The 17,127-nt window shown below is 68.8% G+C and carries 17 protein-coding genes; 12 read left to right on the top strand and 5 right to left on the bottom strand.

Annotated elements, in window-relative coordinates; translation table 11 throughout:
- Position 1: 1 nt before the first annotated feature.
- The gene (locus tag QTH87_RS15520) at positions 2-1,108 is read left to right on the top strand and encodes an ROK family protein (protein WP_286610291.1); all 1,107 of its coding nucleotides are present in this window, start codon (positions 2-4) and stop codon (positions 1,106-1,108) included.
- On the opposite strand, the gene QTH87_RS15515 is transcribed toward QTH87_RS15520, so the two are convergent.
- The 3 genes from QTH87_RS15515 to QTH87_RS15505 all read right to left on the bottom strand — a co-directional run bounded on the left by QTH87_RS15515 (position 1,105) and on the right by QTH87_RS15505 (position 4,412).
- Positions 1,105-2,487 carry a phospholipase D-like domain-containing protein gene (locus tag QTH87_RS15515; protein WP_286610289.1) on the bottom strand — a complete coding sequence of 461 codons (1,383 nt, stop codon included), beginning with the start codon at positions 2,485-2,487 and terminating at the stop codon, positions 1,105-1,107. The two genes, QTH87_RS15520 and QTH87_RS15515, sit on opposite strands and share 4 nt — an antisense overlap.
- Positions 2,484-3,155, bottom strand: coding sequence for a glutathione S-transferase family protein (locus tag QTH87_RS15510; RefSeq protein WP_286610287.1), 672 nt, complete (start codon positions 3,153-3,155; stop codon positions 2,484-2,486). The genes QTH87_RS15515 and QTH87_RS15510 overlap by 4 nt, the downstream gene beginning before the upstream one ends.
- A gap of 138 nt (positions 3,156-3,293) precedes the next feature.
- On the bottom strand, positions 3,294-4,412 hold the full coding sequence (locus QTH87_RS15505) for a 5-methyltetrahydropteroyltriglutamate--homocysteine S-methyltransferase (RefSeq protein ID WP_286610285.1): 1,119 nt from the start codon (positions 4,410-4,412) through the stop codon (positions 3,294-3,296).
- Between the two features lie 145 nt (positions 4,413-4,557).
- Between QTH87_RS15505 and QTH87_RS15500 the strand changes: the two genes are divergently transcribed.
- The 10 genes from QTH87_RS15500 to QTH87_RS15455 all read left to right on the top strand — a co-directional run bounded on the left by QTH87_RS15500 (position 4,558) and on the right by QTH87_RS15455 (position 14,011).
- Positions 4,558-5,664: an aromatic ring-hydroxylating dioxygenase subunit alpha gene (locus tag QTH87_RS15500; RefSeq protein ID WP_286610283.1), complete on the top strand. Its 1,107-nt coding sequence runs from the start codon at positions 4,558-4,560 to the stop codon at positions 5,662-5,664.
- A complete protein-coding gene (locus QTH87_RS15495) occupies positions 5,661-6,422 on the top strand; it encodes a GntR family transcriptional regulator (protein WP_286610281.1) in 762 nt (253 codons plus the stop codon). The genes QTH87_RS15500 and QTH87_RS15495 overlap by 4 nt, the downstream gene beginning before the upstream one ends.
- A gap of 24 nt (positions 6,423-6,446) precedes the next feature.
- A complete protein-coding gene (locus tag QTH87_RS15490; protein WP_286610279.1) occupies positions 6,447-7,457 on the top strand; it encodes a PDR/VanB family oxidoreductase in 1,011 nt (336 codons plus the stop codon).
- A 178-nt stretch (positions 7,458-7,635) separates the two neighbouring features.
- A complete protein-coding gene (locus QTH87_RS15485; RefSeq protein ID WP_286610277.1) occupies positions 7,636-8,811 on the top strand; it encodes an ABC transporter substrate-binding protein in 1,176 nt (391 codons plus the stop codon).
- A 169-nt stretch (positions 8,812-8,980) separates the two neighbouring features.
- Complete coding sequence (locus tag QTH87_RS15480) at positions 8,981-9,853, top strand: branched-chain amino acid ABC transporter permease (protein ID WP_286610275.1); 873 nt, start codon at positions 8,981-8,983, stop codon at positions 9,851-9,853.
- Complete coding sequence (locus QTH87_RS15475; RefSeq protein ID WP_286610273.1) at positions 9,853-10,824, top strand: branched-chain amino acid ABC transporter permease; 972 nt, start codon at positions 9,853-9,855, stop codon at positions 10,822-10,824. The genes QTH87_RS15480 and QTH87_RS15475 overlap by 1 nt, the downstream gene beginning before the upstream one ends.
- A gap of 35 nt (positions 10,825-10,859) precedes the next feature.
- On the top strand, positions 10,860-11,636 hold the full coding sequence (locus tag QTH87_RS15470) for an ABC transporter ATP-binding protein (protein ID WP_286610272.1): 777 nt from the start codon (positions 10,860-10,862) through the stop codon (positions 11,634-11,636).
- Positions 11,629-12,336, top strand: a complete 708-nt coding sequence (locus QTH87_RS15465; RefSeq protein WP_286610270.1) for an ABC transporter ATP-binding protein — start codon at positions 11,629-11,631, stop codon at positions 12,334-12,336. Before QTH87_RS15470 ends, QTH87_RS15465 begins: the two co-directional genes overlap by 8 nt.
- 100 nt (positions 12,337-12,436) lie before the next feature.
- Positions 12,437-12,841: an SRPBCC family protein gene (locus tag QTH87_RS15460; protein WP_286610268.1), complete on the top strand. Its 405-nt coding sequence runs from the start codon at positions 12,437-12,439 to the stop codon at positions 12,839-12,841.
- Positions 12,842-12,934: 93 nt separating this feature from the next.
- Positions 12,935-14,011, top strand: coding sequence for an NAD(P)-dependent alcohol dehydrogenase (locus QTH87_RS15455; RefSeq protein ID WP_286610267.1), 1,077 nt, complete (start codon positions 12,935-12,937; stop codon positions 14,009-14,011).
- Positions 14,012-14,043: 32 nt separating this feature from the next.
- Here the strand turns inward: QTH87_RS15455 and QTH87_RS15450 are convergent, their stop codons facing one another.
- Positions 14,044-14,661, bottom strand: a complete 618-nt coding sequence (locus QTH87_RS15450) for an NAD(P)-dependent oxidoreductase (protein ID WP_286610266.1) — start codon at positions 14,659-14,661, stop codon at positions 14,044-14,046.
- Positions 14,662-14,800: 139 nt separating this feature from the next.
- Between QTH87_RS15450 and QTH87_RS15445 the strand changes: the two genes are divergently transcribed.
- Positions 14,801-15,763 carry a LysR family transcriptional regulator gene (locus QTH87_RS15445; protein ID WP_286610265.1) on the top strand — a complete coding sequence of 321 codons (963 nt, stop codon included), beginning with the start codon at positions 14,801-14,803 and terminating at the stop codon, positions 15,761-15,763.
- On the opposite strand, the gene QTH87_RS15440 is transcribed toward QTH87_RS15445, so the two are convergent.
- Positions 15,750-16,982, bottom strand: coding sequence for a multidrug effflux MFS transporter (locus QTH87_RS15440; RefSeq protein WP_286610262.1), 1,233 nt, complete (start codon positions 16,980-16,982; stop codon positions 15,750-15,752). The two genes, QTH87_RS15445 and QTH87_RS15440, sit on opposite strands and share 14 nt — an antisense overlap.
- Between the last annotated feature and the right edge of the window lie 145 nt (positions 16,983-17,127).

The following is a 17,127-nucleotide window of genomic DNA, read 5'->3' as shown; positions in this document are numbered from 1 at the left end:
CATGAAGCAGGAAAGCAAGCAGGACAGCACGCCCGAGGCACCGGTCGCTCCCTTGCCCGAGGTGCACGGCGCGCGCGAGCTGCCGTCCGTGACGGTCGAGGGGTACAGCCTGCAGCTGCGCGACAAGGACGGGTTCATCGGCGACCAGGCCAGCCAGACCGCGTTCCGGCAGCTCCTGGAACGCTGGCGCCAGCGACGCCGCAGGAAGGGCAAGGATCCGCTGGGCGGCGTGCATTCGCGTGAGCTGAGCAAGCGCGCGCTCGACGAGGCGCTGGTCAGCGCCAAGACCTCGGAGGCTGCCGACATGCTGCAGGGCGCGATCGAGGAGTTCTCGGAAGAACTGGCCTGGGTCATCGAGCGCTTCCTGCGCCAGCCCTCGTGGAAGGGCGTCGAGCGCATCGTGATCGGCGGCGGCTTCCCGGGCAGCGACGTCGGCGAGCGCGTCATCTTGCAGGCGGCGGCGATCCTGCAGCACATGAAGGTTTCCGTGCAGCTCGGACGCATCTGCCACGAGCCCGACGACGGCGGCCTGATCGGCTGGGTGCACCTGCTGTCGCCCGAGATGCGCAAGCACCACGACGCGATACTCGCGCTCGACATCGGCGGCACCAACGTCCGCTGCGGCATCGTCAAGCTGCGGCAGAAGCGTGCATCCGACCTGTCGATGGCCAAGGTTCTGCGGCGTGAGAAGTGGCGCCATGCCGACGACGGCCCGAGCCGCAAGGTGCTCATCGACCGGCTGGCCGAGATGCTCGAGTCGCAGATCCGATACAGCAAGAAGAAGGGCATTCGGCTCGCACCCTTCGTCGGCATCGCCTGCCCGGGCCTGATCCGCAAGGATGGTTCCATCGCGCGTGGTGCGCAGAACCTGCCGGGCGACTGGGAGAGCGAGAACTTCCACCTGCCGAGCGAGCTGTGCAAGCGCCTGCCGACGATACGCGGCGAGCAGACCGTGGCGCTGATGCACAACGACGCCGTCGTGCAGGGCCTGAGCGAGCTGCCCTTCATGCGCGACGTGAAGCACTGGGCGGTACTGACCATCGGCACCGGGCTGGGCAATGCGAGCTACACCAACACGCCCCGCCAACGGGCGGAGCGCAAGGCCTAGACCTGGAACGCGATCGTCAGCAGCAGGCCTTCGGCGATGTCCCTCGCCAGGCCCGGCTCGCGCGCCCGGTACGGGTCGCCGGCCGATGCGGTGGTCTCGATCCACTGGGCCAGCCAGTCGACCTCGGCGCGACCGTAGAAGACGACCGCAGCCTCGTGATTCAAGAGCAGGCTGCGCAGGTCGAGGTTGATCGAGCCGCACAGGGCGATGTCCTCGTCGACCACCACGGCCTTGGCATGCGCCATGAAGGGCAGCATCCTGAACTGAACGCCGGCGCGTGCCAGATCGCGCATGGTGCGTGCGCGCACAAAGTCGGCCAGCCGGTGGTTGGATTGCGCGGGGATCGCGATCGTCACTTGCACACCGCGCCGGGCCGCGAGCCGCAGCGCGTCGCGCAGCCCATCGCCGGGCACGAAGTAGGGCGTGATCGCGAGCACCCGGTGCTCCGCTCGGAAGCAGGCATCGATCAAAAGCGCCTGCGCCGTGTCCTCGGTCTGGTCGGGGCCGCTCGGCAGGAACTGGGCGCGCTCGCCGGCCGCTACCGCGCCCGCCGCGGCGGCAATGGCGCGCGAGGTGCTGCCGCGCACCGAGCTCCAGTCGTGTTCGAACTGGCGCGCGGCCGCGGTCGCGACATCGCCATGCAGGTCGAACGACAGGTCGCGCCACGCCACCGGGTGCGCATCGTTGCCGGTGAAGTACTCGCCCGCGAGGTTGCGTCCGCCCGACCACAGCCAGCGGTCGTCGGCGATCGTGAGCTTGCGGTGGTTGCGCAGGTTGCGTGGTCCGCTGCGCTGCAGGCTGAAGATCGGACGGAACACCGCCACCTCGGCGCCGGCGTCGCGCAGCGAGTCGAAATGCGAACGCGGCAGCGACAGCGCGCCGAAGCCGTCGAGCAGCACGCGCACCTTGATGCCATCGCGCGCACGCTGCGACAGCCGGGTGATCACCTCGTGGCCGAGCGCGTCGTCGCCGATGATGAAGGTCGACACGTCGAGCGAACTGCGCGCGCCTTCGATGACGTCGAACAGCGCTTCGTGCGCGGCCGCGCCGTCGGAATGCAGCCGGATGTCGCAGTCGCTGGGCGCCGCGAGGCCGAAGCTTTCGATCAGCTCGGCCGCCCAGTGCCCGGCCGGCGCGGTGCGCGGGGGCCGCGGCGTCCCGGTGGGCCTGAGCTTGCGCTGGCCGAAGACGAGGTACACCGGCAGCACGAGGTAGGGCACCAGCACCAGGCCCATGACCCAGGCGATGGCCGTCGTGGGCGCGCGCTGCTCGCGCCGCGCGCGCGTGGTCAGCACGTACACCAGCAGGGCGAAGGTGACGAACAGCAGATGCTGCGACGGCGAGGGCAGCCAGTCGAGGAAGTCGTCGATGCGGTTCATCGCCCGAGCAGGGGCTGCAGGTGGGGGGGCACCGGACGGCCGTTGGAGGCCAGGAAGATCATCATGGGGCGGACCACCTCTCGCACCGGTGCCCGCGCGCCGATGCGTTCGCGCCAGGCCAGCAGTCGCGGCGTGGCGGCCGTCATGAGCGCGCCCTTGCGCTCGGCGAAGACCTGCGCCATGTAGAAGGCGATGTCGACGAAGGAGTAGGCGTCGCCCGCCAGGTGTTCGCGATCGGCCAGCAGGGACTCGAGCTTCTCGTAGAAGCGCGCGCAGCCTTCGCAGGCGGCGACTGCGGGCGGGCTCTGCATGGCGTCCTGCAGGCCGAAGAGCCGGATGACGTGCGGGAAGAAGACCTCGTCGGATTCGAGCTCGAGCTGCCGCGCGCGCGCGCGGGCCGCGATGTCGCGTGGCCAGAGCGGTGGTTCGGGGTACCGGTCTTCGAGGTATTCGAAGATCTGCGTCGAATCGAACAGCGCGAGCCCGCCGTCGAGCAGCACCGGCACCTGGCCCTTGGGATTGACGCGCAGCACCTCGGGATGCTTGGGCTCGTAGCGGTCGTCGCGGTCGAAGGGCACCATCTCGCAGTCGAATGCGAGGCCCTTCTCGAGCGCCGCGATCTGCACCTTGGCGCCGAACATGCTGAGGGGGGCGGTGAACAGCTTCATGGGCTCGGAGCGTACTTCACTCGCGCAGTGGATCAATCCCTTCGGGAAACACCACGGAACCGGCTTTGCCGGGCCGTCGGTGTTGCCCCCGGTCGGGGGTGGGCGGCTACACGAAGTGAGCCAACCTGGGGGCGAGCCTTAATTTCCCCAGACTTCCTGTGCCGTCTCGATCACGAGGCGCAGCTTGGCGCGCTGGGCTTCGACCGCGATATTGTTGCCATGCACGGTGCTGGAGAAGCCGCACTGCGGCGACAGTGCGAGCTGGTCGAGCGAGACGTACTTCGCGGCGTCCTCGATGCGGGACTTGAGCTCGTCCTTGTCCTCCATTTCACCGAACTTGGTGGTCACCAGGCCCAGCACCACGGTCTTGCCCTTGGGCAGGAAGCGCAGCGGACGGAAGTCGCCCGAACGCGCATCGTCGTATTCGAGGAAGTAGGCGTCGAGGTCCATCTCCTTGAGCAGCGCCTCGGCCACGGGCTCGTAGTTGCCGGCCGCAGCGTGCGTGCTCTTGAAGTTGCCCCGGCACAGGTGCATCGCGAGGATCATGCCTTCGGGCTTCTGCGCCACCACCTTGTTGATGAAGGCGGCGTAGCGGTGCGGCAGCTCGTTGGGATCGTCGCCACGCTGGCGGGCGGCCTCGCGCATGCGCTCGTCGCACAGGTAGGCGAGGTTGGTGTCGTCCATCTGCACGTAGGTGCAGCCTGCCGCCGCCAGCGAGCGCAGCTCGTCGCCATAGGCCTTCGCAACGTCGTCGTAGAACTCGGGATCGAGCTCGGGATAGGCCTCGCGGCTGATGCCCGCGCGCCCGCCGCGGAAGTGCAGCATCGTGGGCGAGGGGATGGTCACCTTCGGCGTGTTGCCGGCCGCCACCTGGCTCTTGAGGTACTCGAAGTCGGCGAGCTGGATGTTCTTGGCGTGGCGGACCTTGTCGATCACGCGCATGACCGGGGGCGCGAGCTCTTCCGTGCCGTCGGGCTTGCGGATCGTGACCGGGATGTCGGTCTTGACGCCGCCGAGCTGCTCGAGGAAGTCGATGTGGAAGTAGGTGCGGCGGAACTCTCCGTCGGTGATGCTCTTGAGGCCGACGTCCTGCTGGAACCGGACGATCTCGGTGATGGCCTTGTCCTCGACCTGGCGCAGCTGCTCGGGCGTGATCTTGCCCTGGGCTTTCTGTTCGCGCGCCTCGAGCAGGTATTGGGGGCGCAGGAAACTGCCGACGTGGTCGAAACGGGCAGGCAGGGCGGCGTGCTGGGACATGGGAAAACTCCGTCGAGACTGGATGAAACGCTCGATCCTAGCCGCTGTGGACGGAAGTCGAATGGATACATTCGGATAGGGGTTTGCCCTATATATGCTTCAGAACGGTGGATTTTTAGGTGTCTATGTATACATTACGTATCCCATGAACGATTCCAAGAGCCCCTTTCCGCTCGACGCCTGGTATGCCGCGGCCTACGACGTCGAGGTCTCCCACGCCCTGCTTGCGCGCACGATCTGCAACCAGAAGCTGGTGCTCTACCGGCGCAGCGACGGCCAGGTCGCCGCGCTCGAGGACGCCTGCTGGCACCGGCTGATGCCGCTGTCGCTCGGCCGGCTCGAAGGCGACGAGGTGGTCTGCGGCTACCACGGCCTGGTCTACAACAGCCAGGGACGCTGCACCTTCATGCCGAGCCAGGAGACGCTCAACCCCTCGGCCTGCGTGCGCGCCTACCCGGTGCTCGAGAAGCACCGCTTCGTCTGGATCTGGCCCGGCGACCCGGCCAAGGCCGATCCCGCGCTGGTGCCCGACATGCACTGGAACGACGATCCCGAGTGGGCCGGCGACGGCAAGATGATCCGCGTCGCCTGCGACTACCGGCTGGTGGTCGACAACCTCATGGACCTGACGCACGAGACCTTCGTGCACGGTTCCTCGATCGGCAACCGAGAAGTGGCGGAGGCGCCTTTCGTCGCCACCCACGGAGACCGCTCGGCCACGGTCACGCGCTGGATGGAGGACATCGATCCGCCGCCGTTCTGGGCCGGCCAGATCCACCATGCACGCGGCTACAAGGGCAAGGTCGACCGCTGGCAGATCATCCGTTTCGAGGCGCCATGCACCGTCAACATCGACGTCGGCGTGGCCGAGGCCGGCAGCGGCGCGGTGCCGCGCGACGGTGCGGCGGGCGACCGCAGCAAGGGCGTGAACGGCTACGTGCTCAACACCATCACGCCCGAGACCGACAAGACCTGCCTGTACTTCTGGGCCTTCTCGCGCAACTACTGCGTCGGCGAGCAGCGCCTCACGCACCAGCTGCGCGAAGGCGTGGCGAACATCTTCCGCGAGGACGAACTGGTGCTCGAGGCCCAGCAGCGCGCGATGGACGAGCGTCCCGACTACAGCTTCTACAACCTCAACATCGATGCCGGCGCGATGTGGGCGCGACGGCTGATCGACGGCATGGTGGCGCGCGAGAAGCCGCGCCAGCCCGTGATCGCGATCCAGCCCGTTCCGGCGGTGACGGCGTGAGCACTCCGGTCGCAGCCGCCGAGCCCGCCGAGGCCGGCAGCTCGCAGGCCGTCAAGGCCCAGTTGCGGTTGCGCGAGATGATCCTGGCCGGCGAGCTGCCGGGCGGCGCGCGCATCGCCGAGGTGGCCGTGTCCGAGCTGCTCGGCGTCTCGCGCACGCCGGTGCGTAGCGCGCTGATGCGGCTCGAGCAGGAAGGCCTGCTCGAAGCCCTGCCCAACGGCGGCTTCGCGGTGCGGACCTTCTCCGAGCGCGACGTGGCCGATGCGATCGAGCTGCGCGGCACGCTCGAGGGCCTCGCAGCGCGGCTCGCGGCCGAGCGCGGTGCACCGCCCGTGGTGCTGCGCGAGGCGCGTGCCTGTCTGCGGCGCATCGACGAACTGCTGCGCGAGCCTGCGCTCGACGATGCCGCCTTCTCGCGCTACGTGGCCTTCAACGAGGCCTTCCACCGGCTGCTGTCCGAGATGTCGGGCAGCACCCTGATCGCCAAGCAGCTCGAGCGCGTCGTCAACCTGCCGTTCGCCTCGCCCTCGGGCTTCGTGGTGGTGCAGGCCAATTCGCCGGCCGCGCGCGACATGCTGCTGATCGCGCAGGACCAGCATGGCCAGGTGCTCGACGCGATCGAGAACCGCGAGGGTTCGCGCGCCGAGGCCCTGATGCGCGAGCACAGCCGCATCGCCCAGCGCAACCTGCGCGAGGCGCTGCACGGCCTGCAGAACCATCCGCTGCCGGGCGTGCAGCTGATCCGCCGCAGAGCCTGAGATCGACGAGACACCGAGACCCCGATGAAAAGCGATATCCACTGGATGCCGGCCCGCCTCGTGGCCTGCCGCGACCTGACGCCGACCGTGCGCGAGTTCGAGATCCGTCCCGAGTCGGGCGCCGCCGCGAGCCACGAGCCCGGTGCCCACCTGCAGGTGCAGCTGCTGGTCGGCGCGCCCGGCAGCGGCCGCGTGCAGACCCGTTCCTATTCGCTCGTCGGTGCGCCCGACGGCCAGTCCTGGCGCATCGCGGTCAAGCGGCTGGACGACGGCCGCGGCGGTTCGCTCGCGATGTGGCGGCTCGCGCCCGGCGACCGGCTGCTGGTGAGCGAGCCGCGCAGCCATTTCGGGCTCGATCTCACGGCCCCGGGCTACCTGCTGGTGGCCGGTGGCATCGGCATCACGCCGATGGTCCACATGGCCGAGCGGCTGGCGGCGCGTGCCGCGCGCGACGGCGTCTCGGTGCGCATGCTCTACGGCGCCCGCAACGCCGACGAACTGGCCTACCTGCCGGCGCTCGAGCAGGCCCTGGCCGCGGGCCCGGCGACCAGCCTGCAGGCCTTCACGGGCAGTGCCGCGATCGACTTCGCCGCCGAGATCGCGGCGCTGCCCGCCGCCGGCCAGCTCTACACCTGCGGTCCCGTGCCGATGCTCGAGGCGGTCAAGCGCGCCTGGGCCGACGCCGGCCGCGCGCAGGCCGACCTGCGCTTCGAGACCTTCGGCAGCAGCGGCCGGCTCGCGACCCAGGCCTTCGCGGTGCGCATTCCGCGCCATGACCTCGAGATCGAGGTGCCGGTCGGCAGCACGCTGCTCGAGGCGCTCGAAGGCGCCGGCGTGCAGACGCTGTGGGATTGCCGGCGTGGCGAATGCGGCCTGTGCGCGATGGACGTGCTCGCGGTCGACGGCGAGATCGATCACCGCGACGTGTTCCTGAGTGCGCACGAGAAGGCGGCCGGCGGGCGCATCTGCGCCTGCGTCTCGCGCGCCGTGGGAACGATCACGCTGGACTCGGCGTGGCGGCCCGACAGCCCGTGAGTCAGCCCTTGAGTCGCGCCGGCGCCTTTTCCCGCTTGCGCGATGATCGCGCGAGCGTTTTGCTGATCGCGCAGTTTTCGTCGACCCCGTCGTCGCGCTAGGGATTTGCCGACGGCCGTACGAGTTTGCATTTAGTCACAATAGCACCGGTCCGCATTCAATGAACCAGGAGATTTCCATGCGTCGTCGCCATCTCGTCCAGGCTGCCAGCCTGACCGCCATCGCCCTGGCCTTGCCGCTGGCTGCGCAGGCACAGGACAACACCTTCAAGATCGGCCTGATCCTGCCGATGACCGGCCAGCAGGCCTCCACCGGCCGCCAGATCGAGGCCGCGGCCAAGCTCTACATGGCGCAGCACGGCGACACGGTCGCGGGCAAGAAGGTCCAGCTGATCGTCAAGGACGACACCGGCCTGCCCGACGTCGCCAAGCGCATCGCGCAGGAACTGGTGGTGAACGACAAGGTGAACGTGCTCGCCGGCTTCGGCCTCACGCCGATCGCGCTGGCCGTGGCACCGATCGCCACGCAGTCGAAGACGCCGGCCATCACGATGGCTGCCGCCACGTCGAGCATCACGCAGGCTTCGCCGTACATGCTGCGCTCGAGCTTCACGCTGCCGCAGGTGTCGGTCGCCATGGGCGACTGGGCGCCCAAGAACGGCATCAAGTCGGTCGTCACGCTGGTGAGCGACTACGGTCCGGGCAACGACGCCGAGAAGTTCTTCAGCGAGCGCTTCGAGCTCAACGGCGGCAAGGTGGTCGAGAAGCTGCGCGTGCCGCTGCGCAACCCCGACTTCGCGCCTTTCCTGCAGAAGGTGCGCGATGCCAAGCCGGACGCGCTGTTCGTCTTCGTGCCCTCGGGCGCCGGCTCGGCCGTGATGAAGCAGTTCCTCGAGCGTGGCATGGACAAGGCCGGCATCAAGCTCATCGCCACCGGCGACGTGACCGATGACGACCAGCTCAACGACATGGGCGACGGCGCGCTCGGCGTGGTCACGACGCACCACTACTCGGCGGCCCATCCGTCGGCGGTCAACAAGAAGTTCGTGGCCGACTTCCAGGCTGCCAACAAGAACATGCGCCCGAACTTCATGGCGGTCGGCGGCTACGACGGCATGCGCATGATCTACGAGGGCCTCAAGACCACCAAGGGCCAGGGCGGCGGCGATGCGCTGCTGGCCGCGATGAAGGGCCAGGTCTTCGAGAGCCCGCGCGGCCCGGTGCTGATCGATGCCCAGACCCGCGACATCACGCAGGACGTGTACCTGCGCAAGGTCGAGAAGAAGGACGGCCAGCTCTACAACGTCGAGTTCGACGTCATCAAGTCCGTCAAGGACCCGGGCAAGGCGAAATAAGCGCGCCCCCAGGTTGCCCCGCACTTCGTGTCGGGGCTCCCACCCCCTACCGGGGGCTACACCAGCGGCCCGGCAAAGCCGGTTCCGCGGTGTTTCCCGAAAAGAGATTGGCTGCGCCGACGTGTCGCGATTGCGGCGAGATTGCAGGATCGAGTGCTAAGAAGCTCAAATGTTGACCATCCTTTTTGACGGCATCGCCTATGGGATGCTGCTGTTCGTGCTCGCGGTCGGGCTGGCCGTGACGCTGGGGTTGATGAACTTCATCAACCTCGCGCATGGCGCCTTCGCGATGGCCGGCGGCTACCTCACGGTATTCGCCATGCAGAAGCTGGGCATTCCCTTCCTGCTGTGCCTGCCGCTGGCCTTCGTCGTGGTGGGTGCGGCCGGTGCACTGCTCGAGCGCACGCTGTACCGGCCGATGTATGGCAAGCCGCACCTCGACCAGGTGCTGTTCTCGATCGGCCTCGCCTTCATGGCGGTGGCGGCGGTCGACTATTTCGTCGGTTCCTCGCAGCAGAACATCCACCTGCCCGACTGGCTGCGCGGGCGCACCGAGGTCGGCGAGGGTGCGCTGATGCTCGGCATGGGCCACTACCGCATCTTCATCATCGCGATCTGCACGCTGCTGACCGTGGTGCTGCAACTGATTCTCTCGAAGACCCGCTTCGGCAGCCGGCTGCGTGCAGCGGTCGACGATCCGCGCGTGGCCGCGGGCCTGGGCATCAACGTCAACATCGTGTTCCTGCTGACCTTCGCGGTCGGCTCGGGCCTGGCCGGGCTGGGCGGTGCGCTGGGCGCCGAGATCCTCGGGCTCGATCCGACCTTCCCGCTCAAGTACATGATCTATTTCCTGATCGTGGTCTCGGTGGGGGGCACCTCGTCGATCACGGGACCGCTCGCAGCCGCGCTGCTGCTCGGCATCGCCGACGTCGCGGGCAAGTACTTCATTCCCAAGATGGGCGCCTTCACGGTCTACCTGCTGATGATCCTGATCCTCATGTGGCGGCCGCAGGGCCTGTTCACGCGCAAGGGAGGCCGCTGATGGACTTCCAGCAACCTCTTCTGCGCAAGGCGCGCTGGCGCCCGGCCGAATTCGTGATGTGGGCGGTGGCCTTCGTGCTGCCGCTCCTCGTGCCCTCGCACGCGCTGATGATCAACGAGATCGCGATCGTCGGCCTGTTCGCGATGTCGCTCGACCTGATCCTCGGCTACACCGGCATCGTGTCGCTGGGCCATGCGGCCTTCTTCGGCTTTGGCGCCTATGCCGCTGCGCTGTTCGCCAAGCTCGTGATGCCCGATCCCACCGTGGGCCTGTTGTTCGCGATCGTGCTGTCGGCGATGCTCGGCGCGGTCGCCAGCGTCACGATCCTGCGCGGTACCGACCTCACGCGGCTCATGGTCACTTTGGGCACCGCGCTGCTGCTGCTCGAACTGGCCAACAAGCTCGACTGGCTGACCGGCGGCGCCGACGGCCTGCAGGGCGTCGTCATGGGTCCGGTGCTCGGCCTGTTCGAGTTCGACCTCTACGGGCGCACCGCGGCCTGGTATTCGCTTTCGGTGATGCTGCTGCTGTTCCTGCTGATGCGCCGGCTGGTGCATTCGCCGCTCGGCGCCACGCTCAAGGCGATCCGCGACAACCGGCTGCGCGCGATGGCCATCGGCATCCCGGTGGTCTCGCGGCTGGCCGTGATCTACACCGTGGGCGCGGCCGTGGCCGGCGCCGCTGGTGCGCTGCTGGCCCAGACCACCGGCTTCGCCTCGCTCGACGTGCTGGCCTTCGACCGCTCGGCCGACGTCATGCTGATGCTGGTGATCGGCGGCGTGGGCTGGCTCTACGGCGGCATCGCGGGTGCGATCGTCTTCAAGCTGCTGCAGGACGTGCTGTCGACCGTCACGCCGCAGTACTGGATGTTCTGGATCGGCCTGATCCTGGTGCTGCTGGTGCTGGTCGGTCGCGAGCGGCTGCTCAGGCCCTGGACCTGGTTCGGCGCGCGCAAGGCGGTGAAGCCATGAGCGCCGCCCGGCCGCCTGAAGGCGGAGGTTTGCCAATGAGCGCTGTCATTCCCAACGACACGGTGCTCTCGGCCACCGGGCTCGTGATGCGCTTCGGCGGCATCACGGCCACCAACAACGTCACGCTCAATCTGCGGCGGGGCGCCCGCCATGCGCTGATCGGCCCCAACGGCGCCGGCAAGACCACGCTGATCAACCTGCTCACGGGCGTGCTGACGCCGACCGAGGGCCGGATCGTGCTCGAGGGCGAGGACATCACCAGGCTGGCGCCGCACAAGCGCGTGGCGCGCGGGATGGTGCGCACCTTCCAGATCAACCAGCTGTTCGATTCGATGACGCCGCTCGAGACGCTGGCGCTGGTCGTTTCCCAGCACACCGGCATCGGCGGCCAGTGGTGGCGCCCGCTCGGAAGCTCGAAGGCCGTGGCCGAGCGCGCCGGGCAGCTGCTCGAGCACTTCCGTCTCGCCGACGTGGCGCAGCAGCAGACCCGGCACCTGGCCTACGGCAAGCGCCGTCTGCTCGAGATCGCGATCGCGCTGGCCTGCGAGCCGCGCGTGCTGCTGCTCGACGAGCCGGTGGCGGGCGTCCCGGCCGGCGAGCGCGAGGAGCTGCTCGAGACCGTGGCCGCGCTGCCGGCCGATGTCTCGGTGCTGCTGATCGAGCACGACATGGACCTGGTCTTCAGCTTCGCCGACCGCATGACGGTGCTGGTCAACGGCACGCTGCTGACCGAGGGCGACCCCGACACCATCGCCAACGACCCGAAGGTGAAGGAGGTCTATCTGGGCCACGGGGAGGCTGCCCATGTCTGAACTGCTGCGCATCGAGAACCTCAGCGCGGGCTACGGCGAAGCCGTGGTGCTGCACGACATCGCGCTCTCGCTGGGCCAGGGCCAGACGCTGGCACTGCTGGGCCGCAACGGCACCGGCAAGACCACGTTGATCAACACGCTGGCCGGCGTCACGCGCCAGCACGGCGGCAGCATCGCGCTCGGCGCCACGCCGGCGCTGCACAAGCTGCCCTCGCACCTGCGCGCCGCGGCCGGCATCGGCTGGGTGCCGCAGGAGCGCAACATCTTCAAGTCGCTCACGGTGCACGAGAACCTCACGGCCGTGGAGCGGCCCGGCAAGTGGAACGCGCAGCGCGTCTACGAGATGTTCCCGCGGCTGGCCGAGCGCAAGTCCAACCTCGGCACGCAGCTGTCGGGCGGCGAGCAGCAGATGCTGGCGGTCGGCCGCGCGCTGGTGCTGAACCCGACACTGCTGCTGCTCGACGAGCCGCTGGAGGGCCTGGCGCCGATCATCGTGGAAGAGTTGCTGCGCGCCATCCGCCGAATCACGCGCGAGGAAGGGCTGGCGGCGATCATCGTCGAGCAGCATCCGCAGGCGATCCTCGCGATCTCGGACCAGGCCGTGGTGCTCGACCACGGCACGGTGGTGCATGCCGACCAGGCCGCCACGCTGCGCGCCCAGCCCGAGGTGCTCGAGCGGCTGCTCGGCGTCGCGCGCTGATTTCCGCGCAAAAGCGGCGCGCCGCACTCGCTGGCGCGCCGCACTCGCTGGCGCGCCGACTTCGTCCTAGACTTCGGTCCTCGGCCTCAAGGGGACAACGATGGCAGCGATCCGACAGGAAATCCGCGTTTCGGCCAGCGCCGACGCCATCTGGGACGCCGTGCGCGACGTTGGCCAGATCCACCGCCGGCTCGTGCCGGGCTTCGTCACCGATTGCCGGCTCGAGGGTGATGCCCGCATCGTGACCTTCGCCAATGGCATGGTCGCGCGCGAGCTGATCGTGAGTGTCGACGACGCTGCGCGACGCACCTCGTGGTCCGCGACCGGGGGCCCGCTCACGCACCACAACGCCTCGCTGCAGGTCATCTCCGAAGGCGAGACCGAAAGCCGGCTGGTCTGGGTCGCCGACCTGCTGCCGAACGAGATGGCCGCGTCCATCGCCGCCATGATCGAGGCCGGCATGCAGGCGATGAAGCGAACGCTGGAAGGCGCGTCGGCGCCGTAATCCGCCCTTCCTTGCGCCCGGTCAAGTCGCTGCAACCTGTTTGCGGTCGAATGGGCCCTTGTTCTTCCTCACTGCCGAAAGGGATCCATCGCCATGACCCAGAAAATGAAAGCCGCCGTCTTCGTCGAGAAGGGGCGCATCGTGCTCGAGGAAAAGCCGATCCCCGATGTCGGCCCGCTCGACGCGCTGATCCGCATCACAACCACCACGATCTGCGGCACAGACGTCCACATCCTCAAGGGCGAATATCCGGTCGAGCGCGGCCTCACCATCGGCCATGAGCCGGTCGGCGTGATCGACAAGCTGGGTTCGGCGGTCGAAGGCTTCCAGGAAGGGCAGCGCGTGATCGCCGGCGCCATCACGCCGAGCGGCCACAGCTATGCCTGCCTCTGCGGCTGCGGATCGCAGGACGGCGTCGGCACCCGGCATGGCTTCAAGGCCATGGGCGGCTGGAAGTTCGGCAACACCATCGACGGCTGTCAGGCCGAATACGTGCTGGTGCGCGACGCGATGGCCAACCTGAGCCCGATCCCCGATGCATTGAGCGACGAGCAGGTGCTGATGTGTCCCGACATCATGTCGACCGGCTTCTCGGGGGCCGAGCGTGGCGGCGTGCAGATCGGCGATACGGTGGTCGTCTTCGCGCTGGGCCCGATCGGCCTCTGCGCGGTCGCCGGCGCCCGGCTGATGGGTGCCAGCACCATCATCGGCGTCGACACCGTGCCCGAGCGGCTGGCGGTGGCGCGCGCTCTCGGTGCGGACCATGTGGTCGACTTCAGGCAGGGCGACCCGGTCGAGCAGATCCTCGCCCTGACCGACGGCCGTGGCGCTGACGTCGCGATCGAGGCGCTGGGCACCCAGGGCACCTTCGAGTCGTCGCTGCGGGTGCTGCGCCCGGGCGGCACCTTGTCGAGCCTCGGCGTCTACTCGAGCGACCTGCGCATCCCGCTCGGCGCCTATGCCGCCGGCCTGGGCGACCTGAGCATCGTCAGCACCCTGTGCCCGGGCGGCAAGGAACGCATGCGGCGGCTGATGGAGGTGGTCGGCTCGGGACGTGTCGACCTCAAGCCGCTCGTGACCCACCGCTTCAGGCTCGACGACATCGAGGCGGCCTACGAGCTGTTCGCCAACCAGCGCGACGGGGTGCTGAAGGTGGCGATCACGCCCTGAACCGGGGTGCGGCAGCGCGCCGGTGCCTGGGATCAGTAGCCGACCGTGAAGCGGCCGCGCGAATGCTTCGGCGCCTCGATCTCGTCGGCCAGCGCGATCGCGTAGTCCTCCATCGAGATCCGGCTCTTGCCCGCGGCGTCGCTCAGCAGCGCATCGCTGCCGAGGCGAAAGCTGCCCGTGCGCTCGCCGGGCTCGAACAGTGCCGAGGGAGAGAGGAAGGTCCAGTCGAGCGTCTTCTCGGTGCGCAGGTCGCGCAGGAAGGCCGCGCCCGCCTGGGCCTCGGCCTTGTAGGCCTCGGGAAACTGGGGCGTGTCGACCAGCGCATGGCCGGGCGCCACCTCGAGGCTGCCGGCGCCGCCGACGACGAGCAGGCGCGGCACGCCTGCCTGAGTGGCAGCGGCCACCAGCGTGGCGGCGTCGCTGCCTCCCGCGAAGCGCGTCGCGCTGATGACCGCGTCGTGGCCGCGCAGCAGCGGCACCAGTGCCTCCACCGAAGTCGCGTCGGCCGACTGGAGCGTGAGGCCGGCGCGCTGCGGGGCGTCGCCGACGTGGCGCGAGATGCCGGTCACGGTGTGGCCGCGATTCAGCAGTTCGGCGGCAATTCGCGAACCCGCACGGCCCGTGATGCCGAGGATGGCGATGTGGCTCATGGATATCTCCTGGAGAAAGTTTGAAAGAGGGAGGCAGAGGGCAGCGGGCGCCGAGCCCACCGTCTCCTGATCGTAGGTTTCTCCAATCGATTCAAAAAGCCCTTAGCATGCAACTCTTTATTTCATCATTCGATCGAATATGGACCGCATCACGGCCGCCGAAGTCTTCGTCACCATCGCCGAGCGGGCCAGCATGACGGCCGCGGCCGATGCGCTCGAGATGTCGCGGCCGATGGTCACGCGCTATCTGGCACAGATGGAGCAGTGGGCAGGCGCGCGGCTGCTGCACCGCACGACCCGGCGCCTGAGCCTCACGGAGGCCGGCGAGCAGACGCTCGCGCGCTGCCGCCAGATGCTGGAGGTGGCGTCCGACATGGGGCGAGCCGCCGACACCGAAGCCGACCTGCCTCGCGGCCTGCTGCGCGTGGCCTGCGCGCAGTCGCTCGCGCAGGACGTGCTGGCCGCTGCCGTGACCGAATATTTGCGGCGCCATCCGCTGGCCGCCATCGACCTGCACATCGACTCGCGGCCCGTGAACCTGGTCGAGGAACGCATCGACCTCGCGATCCGCATCACCAACGGCCTCGATCCCAACCTCATCGCGCGGCCGCTCGGGCGCTGCCCGTCGGTGGTCTGCGCGTCGCCGGCCTACCTCGCGGCGCACGGCACGCCACGCAGTGCACAGGACCTGGCGCTCCACAACTGCCTGACCTACTCGTATTTCGGCAAGAGCCTGTGGAGCTTCGAGCATCAGGGTGGGGAAGTGGCGGTGCCTGTGGGCGGCAACCTGAGCGCCAACGAGTCGGGGGTGCTGCTGACCGCCGCCATCGAGGGTGCCGGCATTGCGCTGCAGCCCGCCTATTCGGCCAGCGCCCCGATTGCCCGGGGGCAATTGGTCGCCCTGTTGCCGGGCTTCGTGCCCCAGGGCCTGGGCGTCTTCGGTGTCTATGGCTCGCGGCGCCAGATGCCTGCCTCGATGCGCGTGCTGCTGGATTTCCTGGTCGAGCGATTCGCGGATCCCGCGCACTGGCCACCGGCGCCCGTGCCGGCGCGCCCGGGGAAGCCGGCGAATCCGGCGAATCCGGCGGTCAGGCGCCGTTGACCAGGCGCCCTATCTCTGGCCAGCGCGCATGCAGCCAGACCCAGGCCACGAGGCCCACGGCCAGCATGAAGATCGAGGTGAGCGCGAGCGCCAGGGTCGAATGCATCACGAGCGGCGCCACCACGCCGGCCACGATGCCGTTGGCGGTCGAGCCGATCACGGCCTGCAGCGAGGACGCCATCCCGCGTCGCTCGGGATGCAGGTCGAGCACCAGCAGCGTCACGACCGGCACCATCAGCGCCCAGCCGAAGGCGAACACCGCGAGCGGCCACAGCGCCCACGCGGCATGCGGCGTGAACAGGGCATTGGCCACCACGTTGACCAGCGAGGTCGCCAGCATGATGACGAAGCCGTCGCGGATCTGCCGCTTCGGGGCGACCTTGCCGGCCATGCGGCCGCTGGCCCAGGCGCCGGCCATGATGCCGCCGATGGTCAGCAGGAAGAACCAGAAGAACTGCGTCGGCGCCAGCGCCAGGTGGTCGCCCAGGAAGGCCGGCGCTGCCAGCACGTAGAGGAACATGCCGTTGAACGGCACGCCGCTCGCGAAGGCCAGCAGCAGGAAGCGCGGGTCGGAACACAGGTCCCAGTAGCCGCGCATCAGGTGCCGGACCTCGAAAGGCTGGCGCTGGCTGCGGTGCAGCGTCTCGGGCAGCAGCTTGTAGTTGGCGGCCCACAGCACCACGCCGACCCCCACCAGGAACCAGAAGATGCTGTGCCAGCCGAGGTGCACGAACAGGAAGCCGCCGACGATCGGCGCGATCGCCGGGGCGATGCCGAAGTAGATCGTGACCTGCGCCATCACCTTCTGCGCCTCGGCCGGCGGGAACATGTCGCGGATCACGGCGCGCGAGACCACGATGCCGGCGCCGGTCGACAGCCCCTGCAGCGCGCGGAACAGCACCAGCTGGCCGATGGTCTGCGACAGCGCGCAGCCCAGCGAGGCGATCGTGAATACCGCCAGCCCCCACAGCACCACCGGCCGGCGCCCGAAGCTGTCCGACAGCGCGCCGTGAAACAGGTTCATGAAGGCGAAGCCGAACAGGTAGGCCGACAGCGTCTGCTGCATCTCGCCGGGCGTGGCGCCGATCGACTGCGCGATGCCCGAGAAGGCCGGGATGTAGGTGTCGATGGAGAACGGCCCGAGCATGCCGAGCACCGCGAGCAGCACGGCCAGCGCCCAGCGCGGCGCGCGCCAGAGTTTGTCGGCGTCGGGGTTCATGGTGTCTCCGGTCTCCAAAAGGAAAGGCGCCACATGGGCGCCTTCCGGTCATCTCTCTTTTCGTGGAACACCGCGGAACCGGCTTTGCCGGGCCGTTGGTGTTGCCCCCGGTCGGGGGTGGGCGGCTGCACGAAGTGAGCCAACC

The sequence above is a fragment of the Variovorax jilinensis genome, from assembly GCF_030316885.1.
GTDB classification, from domain to species: Bacteria; Pseudomonadota; Gammaproteobacteria; order Burkholderiales; family Burkholderiaceae_C; genus Variovorax; species Variovorax jilinensis.
The sequence above is the reverse complement of the archived record's forward strand: the minus strand, read 5'-3'. Positions and strand labels throughout refer to the sequence as shown.

What these genes read in the sequence shown, in the direction of transcription:
- QTH87_RS15520 (WP_286610291.1), top strand. Translation starts at nt 2, where the DNA reads ATGAAGCAGGAAAGCAAGCAGGACAGCACGCCCGAGGCACCGGTCGCT.
- QTH87_RS15515 (WP_286610289.1), bottom strand. Translation starts at nt 2,487, where the DNA reads ATGAACCGCATCGACGACTTCCTCGACTGGCTGCCCTCGCCGTCGCAG.
- QTH87_RS15510 (WP_286610287.1), bottom strand. Translation starts at nt 3,155, where the DNA reads ATGAAGCTGTTCACCGCCCCCCTCAGCATGTTCGGCGCCAAGGTGCAG.
- QTH87_RS15505 (WP_286610285.1), bottom strand. Translation starts at nt 4,412, where the DNA reads ATGTCCCAGCACGCCGCCCTGCCTGCCCGTTTCGACCACGTCGGCAGT.
- QTH87_RS15500 (WP_286610283.1), top strand. Translation starts at nt 4,558, where the DNA reads ATGAACGATTCCAAGAGCCCCTTTCCGCTCGACGCCTGGTATGCCGCG.
- QTH87_RS15490 (WP_286610279.1), top strand. Translation starts at nt 6,447, where the DNA reads ATGAAAAGCGATATCCACTGGATGCCGGCCCGCCTCGTGGCCTGCCGC.
- QTH87_RS15485 (WP_286610277.1), top strand. Translation starts at nt 7,636, where the DNA reads ATGCGTCGTCGCCATCTCGTCCAGGCTGCCAGCCTGACCGCCATCGCC.
- QTH87_RS15480 (WP_286610275.1), top strand. Translation starts at nt 8,981, where the DNA reads ATGTTGACCATCCTTTTTGACGGCATCGCCTATGGGATGCTGCTGTTC.
- QTH87_RS15475 (WP_286610273.1), top strand. Translation starts at nt 9,853, where the DNA reads ATGGACTTCCAGCAACCTCTTCTGCGCAAGGCGCGCTGGCGCCCGGCC.
- QTH87_RS15470 (WP_286610272.1), top strand. Translation starts at nt 10,860, where the DNA reads ATGAGCGCTGTCATTCCCAACGACACGGTGCTCTCGGCCACCGGGCTC.
- QTH87_RS15465 (WP_286610270.1), top strand. Translation starts at nt 11,629, where the DNA reads ATGTCTGAACTGCTGCGCATCGAGAACCTCAGCGCGGGCTACGGCGAA.
- QTH87_RS15460 (WP_286610268.1), top strand. Translation starts at nt 12,437, where the DNA reads ATGGCAGCGATCCGACAGGAAATCCGCGTTTCGGCCAGCGCCGACGCC.
- QTH87_RS15455 (WP_286610267.1), top strand. Translation starts at nt 12,935, where the DNA reads ATGACCCAGAAAATGAAAGCCGCCGTCTTCGTCGAGAAGGGGCGCATC.
- QTH87_RS15450 (WP_286610266.1), bottom strand. Translation starts at nt 14,661, where the DNA reads ATGAGCCACATCGCCATCCTCGGCATCACGGGCCGTGCGGGTTCGCGA.
- QTH87_RS15445 (WP_286610265.1), top strand. Translation starts at nt 14,801, where the DNA reads ATGGACCGCATCACGGCCGCCGAAGTCTTCGTCACCATCGCCGAGCGG.
- QTH87_RS15440 (WP_286610262.1), bottom strand. Translation starts at nt 16,982, where the DNA reads ATGAACCCCGACGCCGACAAACTCTGGCGCGCGCCGCGCTGGGCGCTG.